Below are 16929 nucleotides of genomic sequence, written 5' to 3'. Positions count from 1 at the left end.
CGCCTGAGGTGAACGCCCCCGTGCCCGGATCGGCGCCGCGCGCGGCGCGGCGGCAGAGGGTTATGGTGTCCCGGCCCAGCGCAGCCGGAGGCGGAGCGCGGCGCCGGGACCCAGGAGAAAATCATCTGCCGTTTCCTTCGCGGAGGACGAAGCCGCTGCGCGGAGTCTTTCCTGGGTCCGGGATCGGCGCCGCGCGCGGCGCGGCTGGTCCGGGACACGGCGCCGGGCCGGCGCTCAGGCGACGGTGAACTGCACCCGCACCGCCGTGCCGCGGCTGGGCTCCACCCGGCTGGCCAGCTCCACCTTGCCGCCGAGCTGGGCGGCGAGGCTCTGGATGATGCGCCAGCCGAGCCCGTCGCTGCGCGAGAGGTCGGCATCGGGCGGCAGGCCGCGGCCATCATCGGCGATGGTCATCTCGTAGCGGTCCGGGCCGCAGGGCAGCACGGTGATGAGGATCGTGCCGGAATCGGCCTCGATGAAGGCGTGCTTGAGCGAATTGGTGACGATCTCCGCCACCAGCATGGACAGGGTGGTGAGCTGGGTGACGCTGAGCGGCAGGTTAGGGGAATCGACCTTCGAGGTGATGCCGGCCGTACCCGAGGCGGTGACGAGATCGCAGCAGAGCTGGCGCAGATACTGGTCGGTCGGCAGGTCGAGCCGCTCGGGGGCGTAGAGCTGGCGGTGGATGCGGGCGATGGTGTCGAGCCGCGAGCGCGCCTCGTCCAGCGCCGTGATCGCCTGGCGCGCATCCTGCCCCACCTTGCGCTTCTGCAGGGTGAGCAGGGCGGCGACGAACTGCATGTTGTTGGCGACCCGGTGCTGCAGCTCCTGGAACATGGTGCGCTGGTTCTCATAGAGCCGGGCGGTCGTCTCCTTCTCCGTGCGCAGCCGGTCAGCGGCGCTGAAGGTGAAATGGATCAGCGTGATGTCGATGGCGGCGATGACGACGAAGAAGCCGAGCGCCAGCAGCGACTGGCCGTCCAGCTGCATGTCGTTGGCCGGGCCGATGAAGAAGAACCAGGCGGCGAAGGTCGACAGCACCGCGCAGGTGACACCCGGCCGCAGCCCGCAGAAGAAGGTGGTGAGGATCACCGCCGGGAAGAAGGTGAGGAAGGGAAAGCCCGGCGGCAGCACGTCATCCACCCCGAAGCGCAGCGCCAGAGCCAGGGCGAACATCGCCACCCCGATCGCATCGGGAAGCCAGGGATGGCGGCGCAGCGGCTGGGCGGCGCGCACCAGCGACCAGAAGAACGAGCCGTCGCCGCGCACGGCTGATTCGCCCTTGCCGATGCCGTCTGCCGAATCCCGCTGACGGGCCGCGCCGTCATTCATGGGCGAAAAGCCGCTCCGGCGGCCATTGCCGCAGGGAAGGGCGCCTGCGCCGGATCGCCGGACAAGGAAGTCGCATACATCGAACAGGACTCCCCCAAAGCGCTGCGATTTCCGCTGGTGCGCGAGTGTGCCTGTTTGTACCCAACTCGTCATCTGAGTTCTGTCCGCTTGTGAACATTTCCCCGGCTCGTGCGTTGTCGCCGCAAAGGGGAGAGGTTCATGCGCGTCGACACCAGCGAAGAAGCCGGCGGCCATGGCGTCGCCGTCACCTCGTCGGGCGGCAACAATCTGCTGGGCGCCCTGCGTCCGGCTGATTTCGCCCTGCTGCGCGGCCATCTGCGCCGCATCGACCGGCCGGCCGGCGCCGTGCTCTACGAGCCGGGCGACGATGTCCGCCATGTCTATTTTCCCTGCGGCCAGGCGCTGCTCTCCTTCATGGTGCTGCTGGAGGACGGGCGGCAGGTGGAGATCACCAGCATCGGCCGCGAGGGCGCGGTGGGCGGCATCGTCAGCCAGGGCAGGCTGCCGGCCTTCTCCCGCGCCGTGGTGCAGATGGAAGGCCCGCTGCTCCGGCTCGACGGCGTCGAGCTGGAGCGAGCCAAGGAAACCTCGCCGCCGCTGCGCAACCTGTTCGCCCGCTATGCCGACTGCCTGCTGGCGCAGGTGTTCCAGTCGGTCGCCTGCAACGCCACCCATTCCATCGACCAGCGCACCGCCAAATGGCTGCTGGCCGCCCATGACCGTACCGGCGACGAAACGCTGACTCTGACCCAGGAGCAGCTGGCCTCCATGCTGGCGGTCGGCCGGCCCTATATCAGCCGGGTGCTCGGGCAGATGAAGGAGGCCGGCGCGGTCGACCCGCTGCGCGGACGCATCCGGATCACCGATGTCGACCGGCTGCGCGGCCTGTGCTGCGGCTGCCACGCGGCCGTGAAGCGGCATTTCGACGAGGTGCTCGGCGGCGTCTATCCCCGCGCCAACGAGGTCGCCGGCCACGGCATGGTCATCACCAACGGCCCCTCTTTCCGCCCGTGAATCCGGTGCCGATAAGTTCCCGCAGCCCTGCCCTGCCGGGACGGGTCTTGTGCGGCGCGCGCCCTCATGGCATGCGCGGCCGCATGGATATCGAAAACACCCCGCTGATCGTTCCGTCCTTCGCCGCGCTGGCGCCCCGCTACGACCTCGTCCTGTGCGACGTGTGGGGGGTGCTGCACAATGGCGTCCTCGGTTCGCAGGCCGCCGCGCAGGCGCTGATGCGCGCCCGGGACGCCGGCGCCACGGTGATCCTGGTCTCCAACGCCCCGCGCGAGCCGGAAGGCGTCGCCCGCATTCTCGACGGCTTCGGCATTCCGCGCACCGCCTATGACGCCATCGTCACCTCGGGCATGGTGACAAGCGCCCTGCTGGCCGGGCGGCCGGGGGTGAAGATGTGGCATCTCGGTCCGCAGCGCGATCTCGGCATCTATAAGGGCCTCGACCTCACCCTCGCCTCGTTCGAGGAGGCGGAGCTGATCGTCTGCACCGGCCTGTTCGACGACACGGTCGAGACGCCGGACGACTATGCCGACACGCTGGCGGCGGCGAAGGCGCGGGGCCTGCCCTTCATCTGCGCCAATCCCGATATCGTGGTGGAGCGCGGCGGCGACCTGATCTGGTGCGCCGGCGCCATCGCCGAGGCCTATGCGGAACTCGGCGGCGAGGTGGTGTTCTGCGGCAAGCCGCACCGGCCGATCTACGAGACCGCCTTCGCCACCGCTGAAAAGCTGCGCGGCGCCCCGGTGGAGAAGGCGCGCACGATCGCCATCGGCGACGCGCTGCGCACGGACCTTGCCGGCGCGCTCGGCCATGGCATTGACTGCCTGTTCGTGGCGGCCGGCATTCATGCCGGCGAGCTGGGCCTCGAACATGGCGCCGAGGTCGATCCGCGCTCGCTCGCCCGGCTGCTGGCCGACGGGCCGGGCCGCCCGGCCGCCGTGACCACGCGTCTCGCCTGGTAGCGGGCGCTCCGCCCTCGCCCGCCGCGCAGTCCCCCGGATTGACGCCGGGGCGGGACGGGGCCACTTAACAGGCCTCTTCCTCGCCGCCCCGCATCCCCCGGGCGCCCTTCCCGTTGCGTAGCGCTGACATGACCCACGCCGCCGCCGCCCCGCATCCCTTCCCCGTCCTGCGCATGGATGACGCGCTGCCGGCGGCTCTTGCCGCGCCTGTCGTCGCCATCGGCAATTTCGACGGGGTGCATCGCGGCCACCGGGCGGTGATCGGCACCGCCATCGACCAGGCCCGCTCGCTCGGCAAGCCGGCGCTGGCGGTGACGTTCGAGCCGCATCCGCGCGCCTTCTTCCGCCCGTCCGAGCCGATCTTCCGCCTGACCCCAGAACCGATGAAGCTCCGGCGCCTCGCCGCGACCGGGCTCGACGGGGCGGTGGTGCTGGCCTTCGACGCGGCGCTGGCGGCGCGCGACGCCGAAAGCTTCGTCGCCGACATTCTGGTCGGGCAGCTCGGCGTCTCCATGGTGGTGGCCGGCTACGATTTCCATTTCGGCAAGGGGCGCGGCGGCTCGCCGCTGTTCCTGCGCGAGGCGGGCAAGCAGCATGGCTTCGGGGTGGAGATCGTGCCGCCGCTGCTCGATGAGGGCGCGCAGATTTCCTCCAGCGTCATCCGCGCCGCGCTGGCGCAGGGCCGTGTCGAACAGGCCGCCCACATGCTGGGCGCGCCGTTCGAGATTGAGGCGCAGGTGATCCATGGCGACAAGCGCGGGCGGGAGCTCGGCTACCCCACCGCCAATATGCGTCTCGACCCGGCGGTGACGCTGGCGCATGGCATCTATGCGGTGACGGTCGAAATCGACGGCGTGCGGCACAAGGGCGTCGCCAGCTTCGGCCGACGCCCGACCTTCGACGACGGCGCGCCGCGTCTGGAAACCTTCATCTTCGACTTCGCCGACGACCTCTATGGCCGCGTGCTCACCGTCGCCTTCCACGCCTGGCTGCGGCCGGAACTGAAATTCGACGGCATCGACGCGCTGATCGCGCAGATGGACATCGACAGCGCGCGGGCCCGGGCGGTGCTGGCCTAGGGGGCTCGCGGCTTCCATCCTTCGAGGCTCGCTCCGCTCGCACCTCAGGATGACGTGGCCCTTTCCAAGCGGCCAGCGACGTCGTCATGCTGAGGTGCCGGCCGTCAGGCCGGCCTCGAAGCACGCACATGCTCTCCGCCCCCCTCCCTTGCACGCGCCCGGCGCTGCGCTTAAACCGGGCGGCGATGGCAAGGAGCGCGTCATGACGAGCCGCAACAGCGATGGTCGCACTGGGAACGAGCCCGCCGGGGAACCGGCCGGCGACGGGACGGCGCACGATTATTCCACCACCTTGTTCCTGCCGCAGACCGATTTCCCGATGCGCGCCGGCCTGCCGCAGCGCGAGCCGGAACTGCTGGCGCGCTGGGAGCGGATCGACCTCTACGGCCAGCAGCGCAAGGCCGGCGAGGGCCGCCCGCGCTTCGTGCTGCATGACGGCCCGCCCTATGCCAATGGCAACATTCATATCGGCCACGCGCTCAACAAGATCCTGAAGGACGTGGTGGTGCGCAGCCAGGGCGCGCTCGGCCATGATTCCAACTATGTGCCGGGCTGGGACTGCCACGGCCTGCCGATCGAATGGAAGATCGAGGAGCAGTACCGCGCCAAGGGCAAGAATAAGGACGAGGTGCCGGTCGTCGAGTTCCGCCAGGAATGCCGGGCCTTCGCCGAAGGCTGGATCGACGTGCAGCGCGCCGAGTTCAAGCGGCTCGGCGTCGAGGGCGACTGGTCGCACCCCTATGTGACCATGAGCTATGACGCGGAAGCGCAGATCGCCCGCGAGATCGTGAAATTCGCCGGCAACGGCCTGCTCTATCGCGGCTCGAAGCCGGTCATGTGGTCGGTGGTGGAGCGCACCGCGCTGGCCGAGGCCGAGGTCGAGTATCACGACCACCAGTCGACCACGATCTTCGTCAAATTCCCCGTCACCGGCTACCGCAAGAGCGCGGCCACCGCCGGCGGCCTGCCCAAGGGGCTGGAACCGGCGGACGCGGCCGCCGACATCCACCTGTTCCCCTCCTATGAGGGCGCCTCGATCGTCATCTGGACGACCACGCCCTGGACCATCCCCGGCAACCGCGCCATCGCCTTCTCGCCGAACGTGACCTATGCGGTCTACGAGGTGACGGAAGCCCCGCACGACAATTGGGCCAAGGTTGGCGAGCACTTCATCCTCGCGGACAAGCTGGCGGAAGAGGTGTTCAAGGCCGCCCGCGTCACCGGCTGGGAGCGGCACAAGGAGGTGGACCCGACGCATCTGGTCTGCGCCCATCCGCTGAACGGCGTCGAGGGCGCGCAGGGCTATTTCGACTTCCGCGTGCCCGTGGTGCCCGGCGATTTCGTCACCGACGACACCGGCACCGGCTTCGTCCACATCGCCCCCGGCCACGGCGCCGACGACTTCAACCTGTTCATGTCCGCGCATCTGGGCGAGGTGCCGCACACGGTCGGGCCGGACGGGCGCTATTACGACCATGTGCCGCTGTTCGCCGGCGCCCGCGTCATGGACGACAAGGGCAAGGATGGCGACGCCAATGATGCGGTGATCAAGGCGCTGATGGCGGCGGACAAGCTGCTGGCGCGCGGAAGGCTGAAGCACCAGTACCCGCACAGCTGGCGCTCCAAGGCGCCGATCATCTTCCGCAACACGCCGCAATGGTTCATCGCGATGGACAAGGACATCGCGGCGGCGGACGGTTCGTCGACGGCCGGCGACACGCTGCGGGCGCGCGCGCTCGATGGCATCGCCAAGGTGCAGTGGGTGCCGGCCTCCGGCCAGAACCGCATCACCGGCATGATCGAGAACCGCCCGGACTGGGTCGTCTCGCGCCAGCGCGCCTGGGGCGTGCCGATCGCCGTGTTCGTCAAGGACAAGGGCGACGGCACGGTCGAGATCCTGCGCGACGAACGGGTGAATGCCCGCATCGCCGAGGCCTTCGCCACCGAGGGGGCGGACGCCTGGTACCGGGAAGGCGCCGCCCAGCGCTTCCTCGGCACCGACCACAGTTCCAATGAATGGACCAAGGTCGACGACATTCTCGACGTGTGGTTCGATTCAGGCTCCACCCACGCCTTCACGCTGGAAGTGCGCGAGGACCTCAAGGCCGACCGCGCCTTTGCCGGCGGGCCCGACCGGGTGATGTACCTCGAAGGCTCGGACCAGCATCGCGGCTGGTTCCACTCCTCGCTGCTGGAGAGCTGCGGCACGCGCGGGCGCCCGCCCTATGACGTGGTGCTGACCCATGGCTTCGTGCTCGACGAGCAGGGCCGCAAGATGTCGAAATCGGTCGGCAACGTGGTCGCCCCGCAGGAGGTGATCAAGAATTCCGGCGCCGACATCCTGCGCCTGTGGGTATGCGCCTCCGACTATTCCGACGATCTGCGCATCGGGCCGGAAATCCTGAAGACCACGGTCGAGACCTACCGCAAGCTGCGCAACACGCTGCGCTGGCTGCTGGGCTCGCTGCACCATTACCGCGAGGCCGAGCGCGTCGCCTATGCCGACATGCCGGCGCTGGAGCGCATGGTGCTGCACCGGCTGGCCGAGCTCGACACCACCGTGCGCGAGGCCTATGCCGCCTTCGACTTCAAGCGGGTGAACGCGGCGCTGACGGCCTTCATGACCAGCGAATTGTCGGCCTTCTATTTCGACGTGCGCAAGGACGCGCTCTATTGCGACCCGATCTCCTCGGTGACGCGGCGGGCCTGCCTGACCGTGCTGGACGAGGTGTTCGCCCGTCTCGTCGTCTGGCTGGCGCCGATCCTGCCCTTCACGGCGGAGGAAACCTGGCTGGCGCGCTTCCCCTCCGAGACCGGCTCGGTCCATCTGGAAACCTTCCCCGCCACGCCGGCCAAATGGCGCGACGACACGCTGGCCGACGAGTGGCGCAAGATCCGCCAGGTGCGGCGCGTGGTGCTCGGCGCGCTGGAAGTGGAGCGCGCGGCCAAGCGCATCGGCTCCAGCCTGGAGGCGGCGCCGGTGGTGCATGTCTCCGACGCCAGCCTGTTCGCGGCGGTGAGCGTGGTAGACCTCGCCGAGGTGTGCATCACCTCCGACGCGCATCTGATGCCCGATGAGGGCCCGAAGGAGGCCTTCCGCCTGCCCGAGGTGCCTGGTGTGGCGGTGGTGCCGAACCGGGCGGTGGGCCACAAATGCGCCCGCTCGTGGAAGATTTCGCCGCTGGTGGGGACGGATGCGGACTATCCGGACGTGACCCCGCGCGACGCCCTGGCGCTTCGCGAACGTGCGCATGCGCGGCGGGCGGCCGAATGAGCGGCGCCCCGTGAACCTCCGCCTCGCCGGTCCGTTCACTCTTTACGGAGGCGCTTTCGCGCTGGCGGCGCTGGTCGCCGACCAGGCGTCCAAGCTCGCCGTGCTCAATGGGGTCGATTTCGGCCCCGACGGCATCGTCCCCGTTACGCCCTTCCTCGACATCGTCTGGGCGTGGAACACCGGCATCAGCTACGGGCTGTTCTCGCTGGGGGCGGAGGGCTGGTGGGTTCTCGGCGGGCTGAAAGTGGCGGCCGCCCTGCTGTTCTGGCTCTGGCTGGCGCGCATCGACAACCGGCTGGAGGCGGCGGCGCTGGGGTTGCTGATCGGCGGCGCGCTGGGCAATGCCATCGACCGCGCCGCCTATGGCGCGGTGTTCGATTTCATCTCGCTGCACGCCTTCGGCTTCTACTGGTACGTGTTCAACCTCTCCGATGTCGCCATTGTTGCCGGGGTGGGCGTGCTTTTGTATGCTTCCTTCTTCGGTGGCGCCGCAAAATCGCCGCCCTGAGGTGAGATCGGGTCTTCCGCACGCTTGAGCGGTCGCGCGGGGGCGGCATCTCGCCCGCCTCACCCGACCGGCAGGAGACGACCGGATGACGAAACGAGTTCATGCCACCCGCGCCGCGCTTCTGCGGGGCGCCATGGTCTGCACGATGGCCGGTGCTTTCGGCGTCGCGCCGGTTTTTGCCGCCGACGACCCGCCGGAGATGAACCTCACCGGCCAGCTGCTCACCGGCCTCGGCCTGGTGGCGCCGCCGCCGCCCAATATCGATTATCGCGAGCGCGCCCCGCTGGTGGTGCCGCCCACCGGCGACATCCTCCCGCCGCCGCGCGACGCCTCCGCCATCGCGCAGAACCCGGCCTGGCCGAAGGACCATGACGCGGTGGTCCGCGAGCAGGCGGAGAAGACCAACTGGTCCGAGGCGTGGGAATCGATCGCCCGCGACGGCAACACCAATGCGCGCACCCTGACCCCGGCCGAGCTCGACAAGGGCTACCGGGCCGGCAAGGCGACGGGTTCCGGCTTCAACAACCGGCGCACCAATGACGACAACCGCCTGTCGCTCAACCAGCTCGAATTCTTCGGCTGGGGCAACAAGAAGGGCGAGGAGGCGGTCCCGTTCGAGGGCGAGCCGGACCGGGAATCGCTGGTCCAGCCGCCGCCCGGCTACCAGACGCCCGCCCCCGGCGCCAAATACGGCGTGGTGTCCGACCGTCCGGAAGACAAGGACTGGAAGATGCCGGCCTGGTTCGATCGCGCCCAGCCGAACAAGTGACCGCCTGAACGGGGCGGGGCACGCGCGCGCCGGCGCCCCGCCGGACTGCAGCCCCGCCGCGGGGCCTCTCACTTCGCGGTGAAGCGCGCCCGCCGCGCGTCGCGCGCCGCCCGCTTCGTCGCTACATTGTATTTGTCGTTACATTGTACCTGCGATCCCCGCCCTGCGCGGCCCGAGCCCCGGGCAGCGCGCCCTCCGGTGTCCTCCGGGCGGCCGCCGAAACGGATGAAGCTGTGACTGGAAGATTCATGCCCGCTCTGATGCTGATCGCCGGCGCCGCCGCCGGCCTTGCCACGGCCCCCTCGCGCGCCGAGGCCGCCGACGTATCGGAATTCACCCTCGGCAACGGCCTGCAAGTGGTGGTGGTGCCCGATCATCGCGCGCCCGTTGTCACCCACATGGTGTGGTACCGGGTCGGTTCGGCCGACGAGCAGCCGGGCAAGTCCGGCATCGCCCATTTCCTCGAACATCTGATGTTCAAGGGGACGGCCACCCACCCGGCGGGCGAGTTCTCGCAGGTGGTGGCCAAGCTCGGCGGGCAGGAGAATGCCTTCACCTCGCAGGACTACACCGCCTATTTCCAGCGCGTCGCCAAGCAGAATCTCGGCACGGTGATGGGCTTCGAGGCTGATCGCATGACCGGCCTGGTGCTCACCGACGAGGTGGTGCTGCCCGAGCGCGACGTGGTGCTGGAAGAGCGCCGCATGCGCACCGACAACGACCCCGCCTCGCAGCTTTCCGAGGCGGCGCAGGCGGCGATGTTCGTCAACCACCCCTATGGCCACCCGATCATCGGCTGGGAAGACGAGATCAAGAAGCTGAACCGCGAGGACGCGCTCGACTTCTACCGCCGCTTCTACACCCCCAACAACGCCATCCTTGTCGTTGCGGGCGATGTCGAGCCGGAGGAGGTGAAGAGGCTTGCCGAGGACACCTACGGCAAGGTTCCCCGCCGCGCCGAGACCGCCGAACGGGTCCGCCCGCAGGAGCCGCCGCCGCGCGCCGAGCGCCGCCTGGTGCTGGCGGACGGGCGCGTGGGCCAGCCGAGCCTCTCGCGCAGCTATCTCGTGCCGTCCTATCGCGGTGACAAGCAGGAGAGCGCTGCCCTCGACGTGCTCTCCCAGGTGCTGGGCGGCGGCTCGACCGGGCGGCTCTACCGCACGCTGGTGGCCGACAAGGCCGTCGCCGCCAATGCCGGCGCCTGGTACCAGTCCACCGCGCTGGACGATACCCGCTTCGGCCTCTCCGTCACCCCTCGCCCGGAGGTGACGATGGAGGCGCTGGAGACCGCGCTGGACGAGACCATTGCCGCGCTTGCCAAGGACGGGCCGGACCCGGCGGAACTGGAGCGCGCCAAGACGCGGCTGGTGGCCGAGGCGATCTATGCCCAGGACAACCAGGCGACGCTGGCGCGGATCTATGGCGCCGCGCTCGCCACCGGCTCCACCGCGCAGGACGTGAAGATCTGGCCGGAACTGGTGAAGGCCGTCACCGCCGAGCAGGTGCGCGACGCCGCCCGGCGCTGGCTGGTGCCCGCCCGCGCCGTGACCAGCCAGCTGCTGCAGGTCAAGCCGGCCCCCGCCGCGGCCTTGCCTGAGCCGGCGGTGCCGGCGGAGGACCGTTCGTGACCGGCGGCGCCTCAAGCCGGCGCTTCGGCGCTTCCCGTTCCCTCCTGTCCCTCGCTGCGGCCACCCTCATGACCATCGCCCTCGCCCCCGCCTCCCTCGCCCAGTCCGAGACCACGCGCATCCAGCGGGTGATCAGCCCGGGCGGCATCGAGGCCTGGTTGGTGCACGACACCACCCTGCCGCTGGTGGCGATGGAGATCGCCTTTATCGGCGGCGCGGCACAGGACCCGGCCGAAAAGCCCGGTGTCGCCAGCCTCACCTCCTCCCTGCTCGACGAGGGCGCCGGCGATCTCGATTCCCGCGCCTTCCAGGACCGGATGGCGGAGAAGGCGATCGAACTGCGCTTCGACGCCTCGCGCGACAGCCTCGGCGGTTCGCTGCGCACCCTGTCGGAGAATGTCGACGACGCCTTCGCGCTGATGGCGCTGGCGGTGAATGCGCCGCGCTTCGACGATGAGGCGGTGGAGCGCATCCGCCAGGGCCAGCTGGCCCAGCTGCGACGGCGGCTGAACGATCCCTCCTCGCTCGCCAGCCTGGGCTGGTCGGCCGCCGCCTTCCCCGGCCATCCCTATGGCCGGCCGGTGGCCGGCACGCTGGATAGCGTGCCCACGATCAGCCGCGACGACCTCAAGGCCTTTGTCGGCCGTACCATGGCCCGCGACAATCTGAAGATCGCCGTGGTCGGCGACATCACGCCGGAGAAGCTCGGCCCGGCGCTCGACGCCATGTTCGGCGCCCTGCCGGCCAAGGCCCAGCTGACCCCGGTGCCGGATGTGGAGCCGCGCGGCCTCGGCACCGATGTGGTGAAGACCCTCGACGTGCCGCAGACCTCGATCGTCTTCGGCGGCATCGGCCTCAAGCGCGACGACCCGGACTTCATCCCCGCCTTCGTGCTCAACCACATCTTCGGCGGCTCGGCCTTTTCCTCGCGCCTGTTCAGCGAAGTGCGCGAGAAGCGCGGGCTGGCCTATTCGGTCTACAGCCATCTCGCCCCGCTCGACCATACGGCGCTGATCCTCGGCGGCACCGCGACCAAGAATGAGCGCGCCGGCGAGAGCGCCACGCTGATCCGCTCGGAATATCAGCGCCTGCTCACCGTCGGCCCGAGCGAGGAAGAGCTGGAGGACGCCAAGAGCTACCTCATCGGCTCCTTCGCCCTGCGCTTCGACAGCTCGGCCAAGGTCGCCTCGCAGCTGCTGCAGATCCAGATCGACAAGCTCGGCATCGACTATATCGACATCCGCAACCAGCTGGTGGCGGCGGTGACGCTGGACGACGTGAAGCGGGCGGCGGCCCGGCTCAATGAGCATCCCGCGCTGCTGTTCAGCCTGGTGGGCAAGCCCGAGGGGCTGACCCAGTGACGGCAGGCCGGCCCGGGCAGCGCTATAGAACCGCTGCCCCTGCGGCGGACGGCGGCAACGGGCCGGGCGTTTGCGCCCCCCGACGCCGCGCGGAAGCTTGACGGGAGGGCGTCAGGGCATGTTCCCTGTCGCCGATCCCCTGCTATAAGAGCGTCCGGGAACGTATGGGTTTAGTACATCGGCCATCCGGCGCCGCGGGGGAGGGCGCCGGGGCCCATCCAGCCGCCACGGCGGGGAGTATGCGTATGGGTATCGGGGACGTTGGGAGCCGGAACGTGGGGAACGCCGAACAGGTGAACGGGCCGGTCCGCCAAGGCAGGCACGGGCGGACGCAGATGGGGCGTGCCCACCACTGGCTTGCGCTCCCGGCGCTCGCTCTGCTGCTGGCGGGTTGCGCTGGCAGCGGCATTGGTGGCGGCGACGGCAATGATGGCCCGATGGGCGCCGGCAATAGCGGCGACCAGGGCGTTTTCGGCTCGTCGATGGAAACCACCACCGTGGCCCCGACCGGCGGCAGCGCCGCGGCGAGCGGCACGGTGGGCGCCGGCACGGCGGCGGTCACAGCAGGCGATGCCGATCCGTCCGCGTTCACCTGCCCGCCGGTCCAGGTGCGGGCCGGCGCGGCGGCCTGGCAGGTGACGGAGCCCTCCGATGGCGGCGTGCGCTACCAGGCGACGCTCGGCCAGTTCTCGCGCGAATGCCGCTTCTCCGCCCCCGACATGAACATGCGCGTCGGCATTCAGGGCCGGGTGCTGCTCGGCCCCAAGGGCGGCCCGGGCAAGCTCACCGTGCCGATCCGCCTCGCCGTGGTCGAGGAAGGCCCGGCGCCGAAATCGGTGTGGACCAAGTTCTATTCGGTGCCTGTTGAAGTGGGGCCGAACGTCATGCAGGTCGATTTCGGCCTGGTGGCGGACGACGTGAATTTCCCGCGCCCGACGCCGGGCCTGTCCGAGCGCTATGTGCTCTATGTCGGCTTCGACCCGCAGGGCAAGGAAGAGAAGCCGGTGCGGGCACGCCCGACCACGCCGCGCGCGCAGCCGCAGGCGCAGCGTCCCGCTCCCGCCGCCACGGCGGCCCCGCGCGCGACCCAGGCAGCGACGCCCGCCGCCACTGCCACGCCGCGCCAGATTGCGCCGGCGACCGCGCCGGCCGCCACGGCGGCGCCGCGCACCAGCCCCTCGGCGCCGACCTCCACCGTGCAGACCGCCCCCGCCACCCCGGCACCGGCGGCCCCCGCTCCGGCAGCCACGGCGCCGGCCACTCCGGCGCCGGCCACCAGCGCGCCCGCGCCCGCCCCGGACAACAGCCAGACCCAGTGGATCGGCGCGCCCGCGCCCTCCACCGGCGGCTTCTCGCAGTAAACGCCGCTGGCGCCACGCCACGCATCAGCAAAAAGCCCCGGGAGACCGGGTCTTTTTCATTTCGGGGCGGGGGCGGGCATGCCTCACGTCATGTCGCCGGCCGGGTCGATGGAAAACGCTTTTTGATCAGAGCGATGACGGCATGATCGTCGGTTGTCAGTTCAAAGAAGCAACCATCGAAGGCGCTGATGATCGCCCAAGGCTCCGGGCTCGTATCCTCAAACACACGAAACTGACCCCAGATGAGCTGATGAATGCCCTCGGCCAGCGTCGACAGGTCCGTGCCGGCCACCTTCTCGCCGGACGCCGCCAGCGCATTGAGCCGGCGAATGTCGCTCCCCATCGCCCAGAAGTCCTCCTCGCCGCCGCCGATATCCCAGAGGGAGCGATCGGCGCGCGGCTGCAGGCTCGCGAGGATGTCGCGCAGGTCGACCGTCCGACCGTCATCGGTCTGCATGTTTATCTGGAGAACTGGCATGCCCCAGCGTGGCACGGGGCGCGGGTACGTCGCAACGATGGATGGCGATGAGGTGCCGGGCCGCGCCGCCGCTCAGGCATCGTCCTCGGCATGGCCGCGGCGGATGCGGCGCACCACCGACCAGATGAGCAGCACCACCAGCGGCACGGCGATGGCGGTGGCGACGCCGACATCGTAATGCAGCCCGGCCGCCTCGGCGCGGGTGTGCAGCCCTTCCAGCGCGTAGTGCAGCAGGCTGATGACGTAATAGGAGATGGCGGCGACCGAGAGCCCTTCGACGGTCTGCTGCAGGCGCAGCTGCATCCGCGCGCGCTTGTTCATGCTTTGCAGCAGGTTACGGTTCTGCTGCTCCAGTTCGACATCGACCCGGGTGCGCAGCAGATTGGCGGCGCTGGTGAGCTTGACCGACAGATTGGCCTGGCGTTGCTCGATCGCCTGGCAGGTCCGCATGGCGGGCTGCAGCCGGCGCAGCAGGAATTGCTGCCAGGTGGGGTAGCCCGAAATTGGCCGCTCGCCGATGGTGCGCAGGCGCGAGGAGACGATCTCCTCATAGGCGCGGGTGGCACCGAAGCGGAACAGCGAGGCGGCGGCGTCCGCCTCCAGCTGCGCGGCGAGGCCGGTCAGCGCGTGCAGCAGCTTGTTGTTGGCGGCGAGCCCCTCGCTCTGGCGCATCTGCTCGGTCAGCGCGGAAAGCTCCTGCTCGCTATGGGCGACGCTGGGCGCGAGGCGCTGCGCCTCCGGCAGGCCGAGCAAGGCGAGGGTGCGGTAGGTCTCGATCTCCAGCACCCGCTGCACCAGAGCGCCGGCGGCATCGTCGGTCATGCCGCGGTCGCGCACCAGGATCCGCACGAAGCCGGAGGGGTCGGGCTGGAAATCGGTGGCGATCTCGGCGAAGCCGTCCTCGACATCCGAGCGGGCCAGGCTGGTGCGGTCGAACAGCCGGTCGAGCGGCAGCGCATCGGCGGTATCCGTCACCAGATGCAGGTCCACCGCCACCAGCAGCGGCCCCGGCTGGGGCAGCTGGGTGAGCACATCGGCCAGGCTGGCGCCGGAGGGCTGGAACGGCAGGCCGCCCTCGGTGACGTCCTCGGCCGGCACCTCCCAGGTATAGGTGGTGAATTCGGCATGCCGCTCCCAGCGCAGCACGAAGCGGCCAAAGGCCACGCGGTGCTGCTTGGCGTCGCGGCCCGGCGCCGGCTGGCCGCGCGCCAGGCACAGGCTGGCGAAGGCGGCGCGGTCGGCGATCGCCTGCGCGCGGTCGACCAGAAAGGCGACATGCAGGATGCGGGCGGGGGTCGATACCGCCACGAACGGGCGGGCATGCAGCTCCGCCAGCACCGGGGCGCGCAGCGGATGATCGTAAAAGGCCTTGCCGGCGGCCGGGGCCGTCGCGTTCGCTGTCACCGGGCCTGCTCCCTCACCTGACCCCGCCGCCTACCACCGCAGCGGGGGAACTCCGCGCCGCCAAGTGGGTTGCATGCTCGCGGGTCGCTGGCAAGGGGGAGACGTTGACGGGAGACGTTGGCGAGCGACGTCGCCGCTGCGCGCCGCGAAATGGGCCGCGAAGCGCGCCGCCGCACTGTTGCCCAACGGCATCAGGCCGTCGGCAAAGCGGTGGCGATTTAGAATCTGTTTGCAAGGGTCGGGACCCCAGAGCATGAAGTCAGACGGTCTTTTCGGGATTTGTGACATGAGATTTTCGCGGGTCTTGGCCGTGTGCCTCGCCGTTTCCGCCATGGTGTTCGTCGGTTTCGCTCCGGCTCAGGCCCAGTCCAAGCCGAATCCGAACCAGCCCCGCGTCTATCTGCTGCGCGGTCTCGCCAACATCTTCTCGCTCGGCATGGACGACCTCGCCGCCAAGCTGCGCGCGCGCGGCATCGAGGCGAGCGTGCATTCCTATGTCGATCTGGAAACGCTCACCCGGTATGCGGTGGAGCAGGCCAGCATGGGCAAGCGCCGCCCCTCGCCGGTCATCATCATCGGCCATTCGCTCGGCGCCGACGCCGCCGTCACCATGGGCAACCGCGTCACCGCCGCCGGCGTTCCGGTGCCGCTGGTGGTGACCTTTGATCCCGTGACCGCGATGACCGCCTCGTCCAAGATCGGCAAGGTAGTGAATTATTACCAGGCCGGCGGCTCGGGCAAGCCGGTTTCCGGCGCGCGCGTCGAGAACATCGACCTGACGGGTTCGGGCGCCCTCAGCCATTTCAACATCGACAAGGCGGCCGAGCTGCACAACAAGGTCATCGGCATGATCCAGCGCCCGGCGCGGCAGACGCGCCCGCGCGCCGTGGCCGCCACGCCAACGCCGAAGCCGGCTTCGGCGCCTGCCGACGCGGCCGCCGTGCCGGCGGCGACACCTGCCGTGACCCCGGCGGGCGCGGCACCTGCCACACCCCCTGCCACCACCCCCGCCAGCGTTCCTGCCGCCCCCGCGCCGGCTGCCGCGACCCAGAGCGGCGCCCTGGCGCCGGTCGCCGGCACGGAAACCGCCTCGGCCCCGAGCGCCGTGCCGACCGCGCCGGCGGGAATCGGCACCTCGAACTGACCGACCGCCTTCGGACGCCGGCGGCGCGGGCCCAAACGGGCGTCCGTGCCGTCGGTGTGTGAGGGCTCGCCCTCAGGCCGGCACCACCGAGAACACGGTGAAGGTGTGCATGTCGCCGTCCTCGTCGCGCAGCGAGACATACTCGCCCGGGACGAAGGCATGGTCGCCGAAGCGGTAGCCGGTCTCGTCGTCGTCGCTGGCGTCTTCCTCATAGTCGAACACCCAGCTCGATCCGCCGACACCGCCGGCGCGATGCACCAGCCTGCCGTGCTCGGGCGCCTCATTGGCCCAGAAGCGGGTGACGGTGCAGGCCGCGCGCTGGTCCTTCCAGGCCTCGGCGTCGATCCGGCCCTCGCCGTCCAGCGGGGCGAGGAACTCATAGCCGTGGCGGGCGCTGCCTTCGGGAAATTCCTTCGAGCGGGCGAGGTGCAGGCGGATGCGGCGGAGCGCCCCGGGGATGGTCTCGGCGCTGGTTCCCTCGGTGGCGCCTTCTGTGGCCTCGTTCATGCGCGTCTCCCTTTTCCTGGCCGGGCGGTGATGCGCGGCCTTTGGCAGTGGCCTTAGGCGCTAGAGGTGCGCGCTGCCTTGATCGCG

The 16929-nt window shown here is 70.0% G+C and carries 14 protein-coding genes; 10 read left to right on the top strand and 4 right to left on the bottom strand.

The window, feature by feature from the left end; all coding sequences use genetic code 11:
* Nucleotides 1–234: 234 nt before the first annotated feature.
* A complete protein-coding gene (locus BLO63_RS09985) occupies nt 235–1332 on the bottom strand; it encodes a sensor histidine kinase (RefSeq protein ID WP_091439770.1) in 1098 nt (365 codons plus the stop codon).
* Between the two features lie 219 nt (nt 1333–1551).
* Here BLO63_RS09985 and BLO63_RS09980 point away from each other — a divergent pair, with 219 nt between their 5' ends.
* The 9 genes from BLO63_RS09980 (at nt 1552) to BLO63_RS09940 (ending at nt 13309) form a co-directional block, all read left to right on the top strand.
* The gene (locus BLO63_RS09980; protein ID WP_091439769.1) at nt 1552–2367 is read left to right on the top strand and encodes a Crp/Fnr family transcriptional regulator; all 816 of its coding nucleotides are present in this window, start codon (nt 1552–1554) and stop codon (nt 2365–2367) included.
* A gap of 83 nt (nt 2368–2450) precedes the next feature.
* Nucleotides 2451–3329: a TIGR01459 family HAD-type hydrolase gene (locus tag BLO63_RS09975; protein ID WP_244517792.1), complete on the top strand. Its 879-nt coding sequence runs from the start codon at nt 2451–2453 to the stop codon at nt 3327–3329.
* A gap of 128 nt (nt 3330–3457) precedes the next feature.
* Nucleotides 3458–4408, top strand: coding sequence for a bifunctional riboflavin kinase/FAD synthetase (locus tag BLO63_RS09970; RefSeq protein WP_091439764.1), 951 nt, complete (start codon nt 3458–3460; stop codon nt 4406–4408).
* Between the two features lie 202 nt (nt 4409–4610).
* A complete protein-coding gene (ileS, locus tag BLO63_RS09965; protein WP_091439762.1) occupies nt 4611–7682 on the top strand; it encodes an isoleucine--tRNA ligase in 3072 nt (1023 codons plus the stop codon).
* Nucleotides 7660–8190, top strand: coding sequence for a signal peptidase II (lspA, locus tag BLO63_RS09960; protein ID WP_091439760.1), 531 nt, complete (start codon nt 7660–7662; stop codon nt 8188–8190). The genes ileS and lspA overlap by 23 nt, the downstream gene beginning before the upstream one ends.
* A gap of 85 nt (nt 8191–8275) precedes the next feature.
* Nucleotides 8276–8959 (top strand): class II aldolase/adducin head domain-containing protein, encoded by a 684-nt coding sequence (locus tag BLO63_RS09955; protein WP_244517791.1) that lies wholly within the window; start codon nt 8276–8278, stop codon nt 8957–8959.
* A 248-nt stretch (nt 8960–9207) separates the two neighbouring features.
* Entirely contained in the window at nt 9208–10587 is a 1380-nt protein-coding gene (locus tag BLO63_RS09950) for a M16 family metallopeptidase (RefSeq protein WP_091439757.1), read from the top strand.
* The gene (locus BLO63_RS09945) at nt 10584–11948 is read left to right on the top strand and encodes a M16 family metallopeptidase (protein WP_091439754.1); all 1365 of its coding nucleotides are present in this window, start codon (nt 10584–10586) and stop codon (nt 11946–11948) included. Before BLO63_RS09950 ends, BLO63_RS09945 begins: the two co-directional genes overlap by 4 nt.
* Before the next feature lie 275 nt (nt 11949–12223).
* Nucleotides 12224–13309, top strand: a complete 1086-nt coding sequence (locus BLO63_RS09940) for a hypothetical protein (protein ID WP_244517790.1) — start codon at nt 12224–12226, stop codon at nt 13307–13309.
* An 88-nt stretch (nt 13310–13397) separates the two neighbouring features.
* On the opposite strand, the gene BLO63_RS09935 is transcribed toward BLO63_RS09940, so the two are convergent.
* Nucleotides 13398–13766, bottom strand: coding sequence for a hypothetical protein (locus BLO63_RS09935; RefSeq protein ID WP_091439747.1), 369 nt, complete (start codon nt 13764–13766; stop codon nt 13398–13400).
* 93 nt (nt 13767–13859) lie between these two features.
* A complete protein-coding gene (locus BLO63_RS09930; protein ID WP_091439744.1) occupies nt 13860–15191 on the bottom strand; it encodes a DUF3422 family protein in 1332 nt (443 codons plus the stop codon).
* Between the two features lie 286 nt (nt 15192–15477).
* Here BLO63_RS09930 and BLO63_RS09925 point away from each other — a divergent pair, with 286 nt between their 5' ends.
* Nucleotides 15478–16335, top strand: a complete 858-nt coding sequence (locus BLO63_RS09925; RefSeq protein ID WP_091439742.1) for a hypothetical protein — start codon at nt 15478–15480, stop codon at nt 16333–16335.
* Nucleotides 16336–16407: 72 nt separating this feature from the next.
* Here the strand turns inward: BLO63_RS09925 and BLO63_RS09920 are convergent, their stop codons facing one another.
* Nucleotides 16408–16842: a hypothetical protein gene (locus BLO63_RS09920; protein ID WP_091439739.1), complete on the bottom strand. Its 435-nt coding sequence runs from the start codon at nt 16840–16842 to the stop codon at nt 16408–16410.
* Between the last annotated feature and the right edge of the window lie 87 nt (nt 16843–16929).

It is taken from the genome of Ancylobacter rudongensis, assembly GCF_900100155.1.
GTDB classification, from domain to species: domain Bacteria; phylum Pseudomonadota; class Alphaproteobacteria; order Rhizobiales; family Xanthobacteraceae; genus Ancylobacter; species Ancylobacter rudongensis.
The sequence above is the reverse complement of the archived record's forward strand: the minus strand, read 5'-3'. Positions and strand labels throughout refer to the sequence as shown.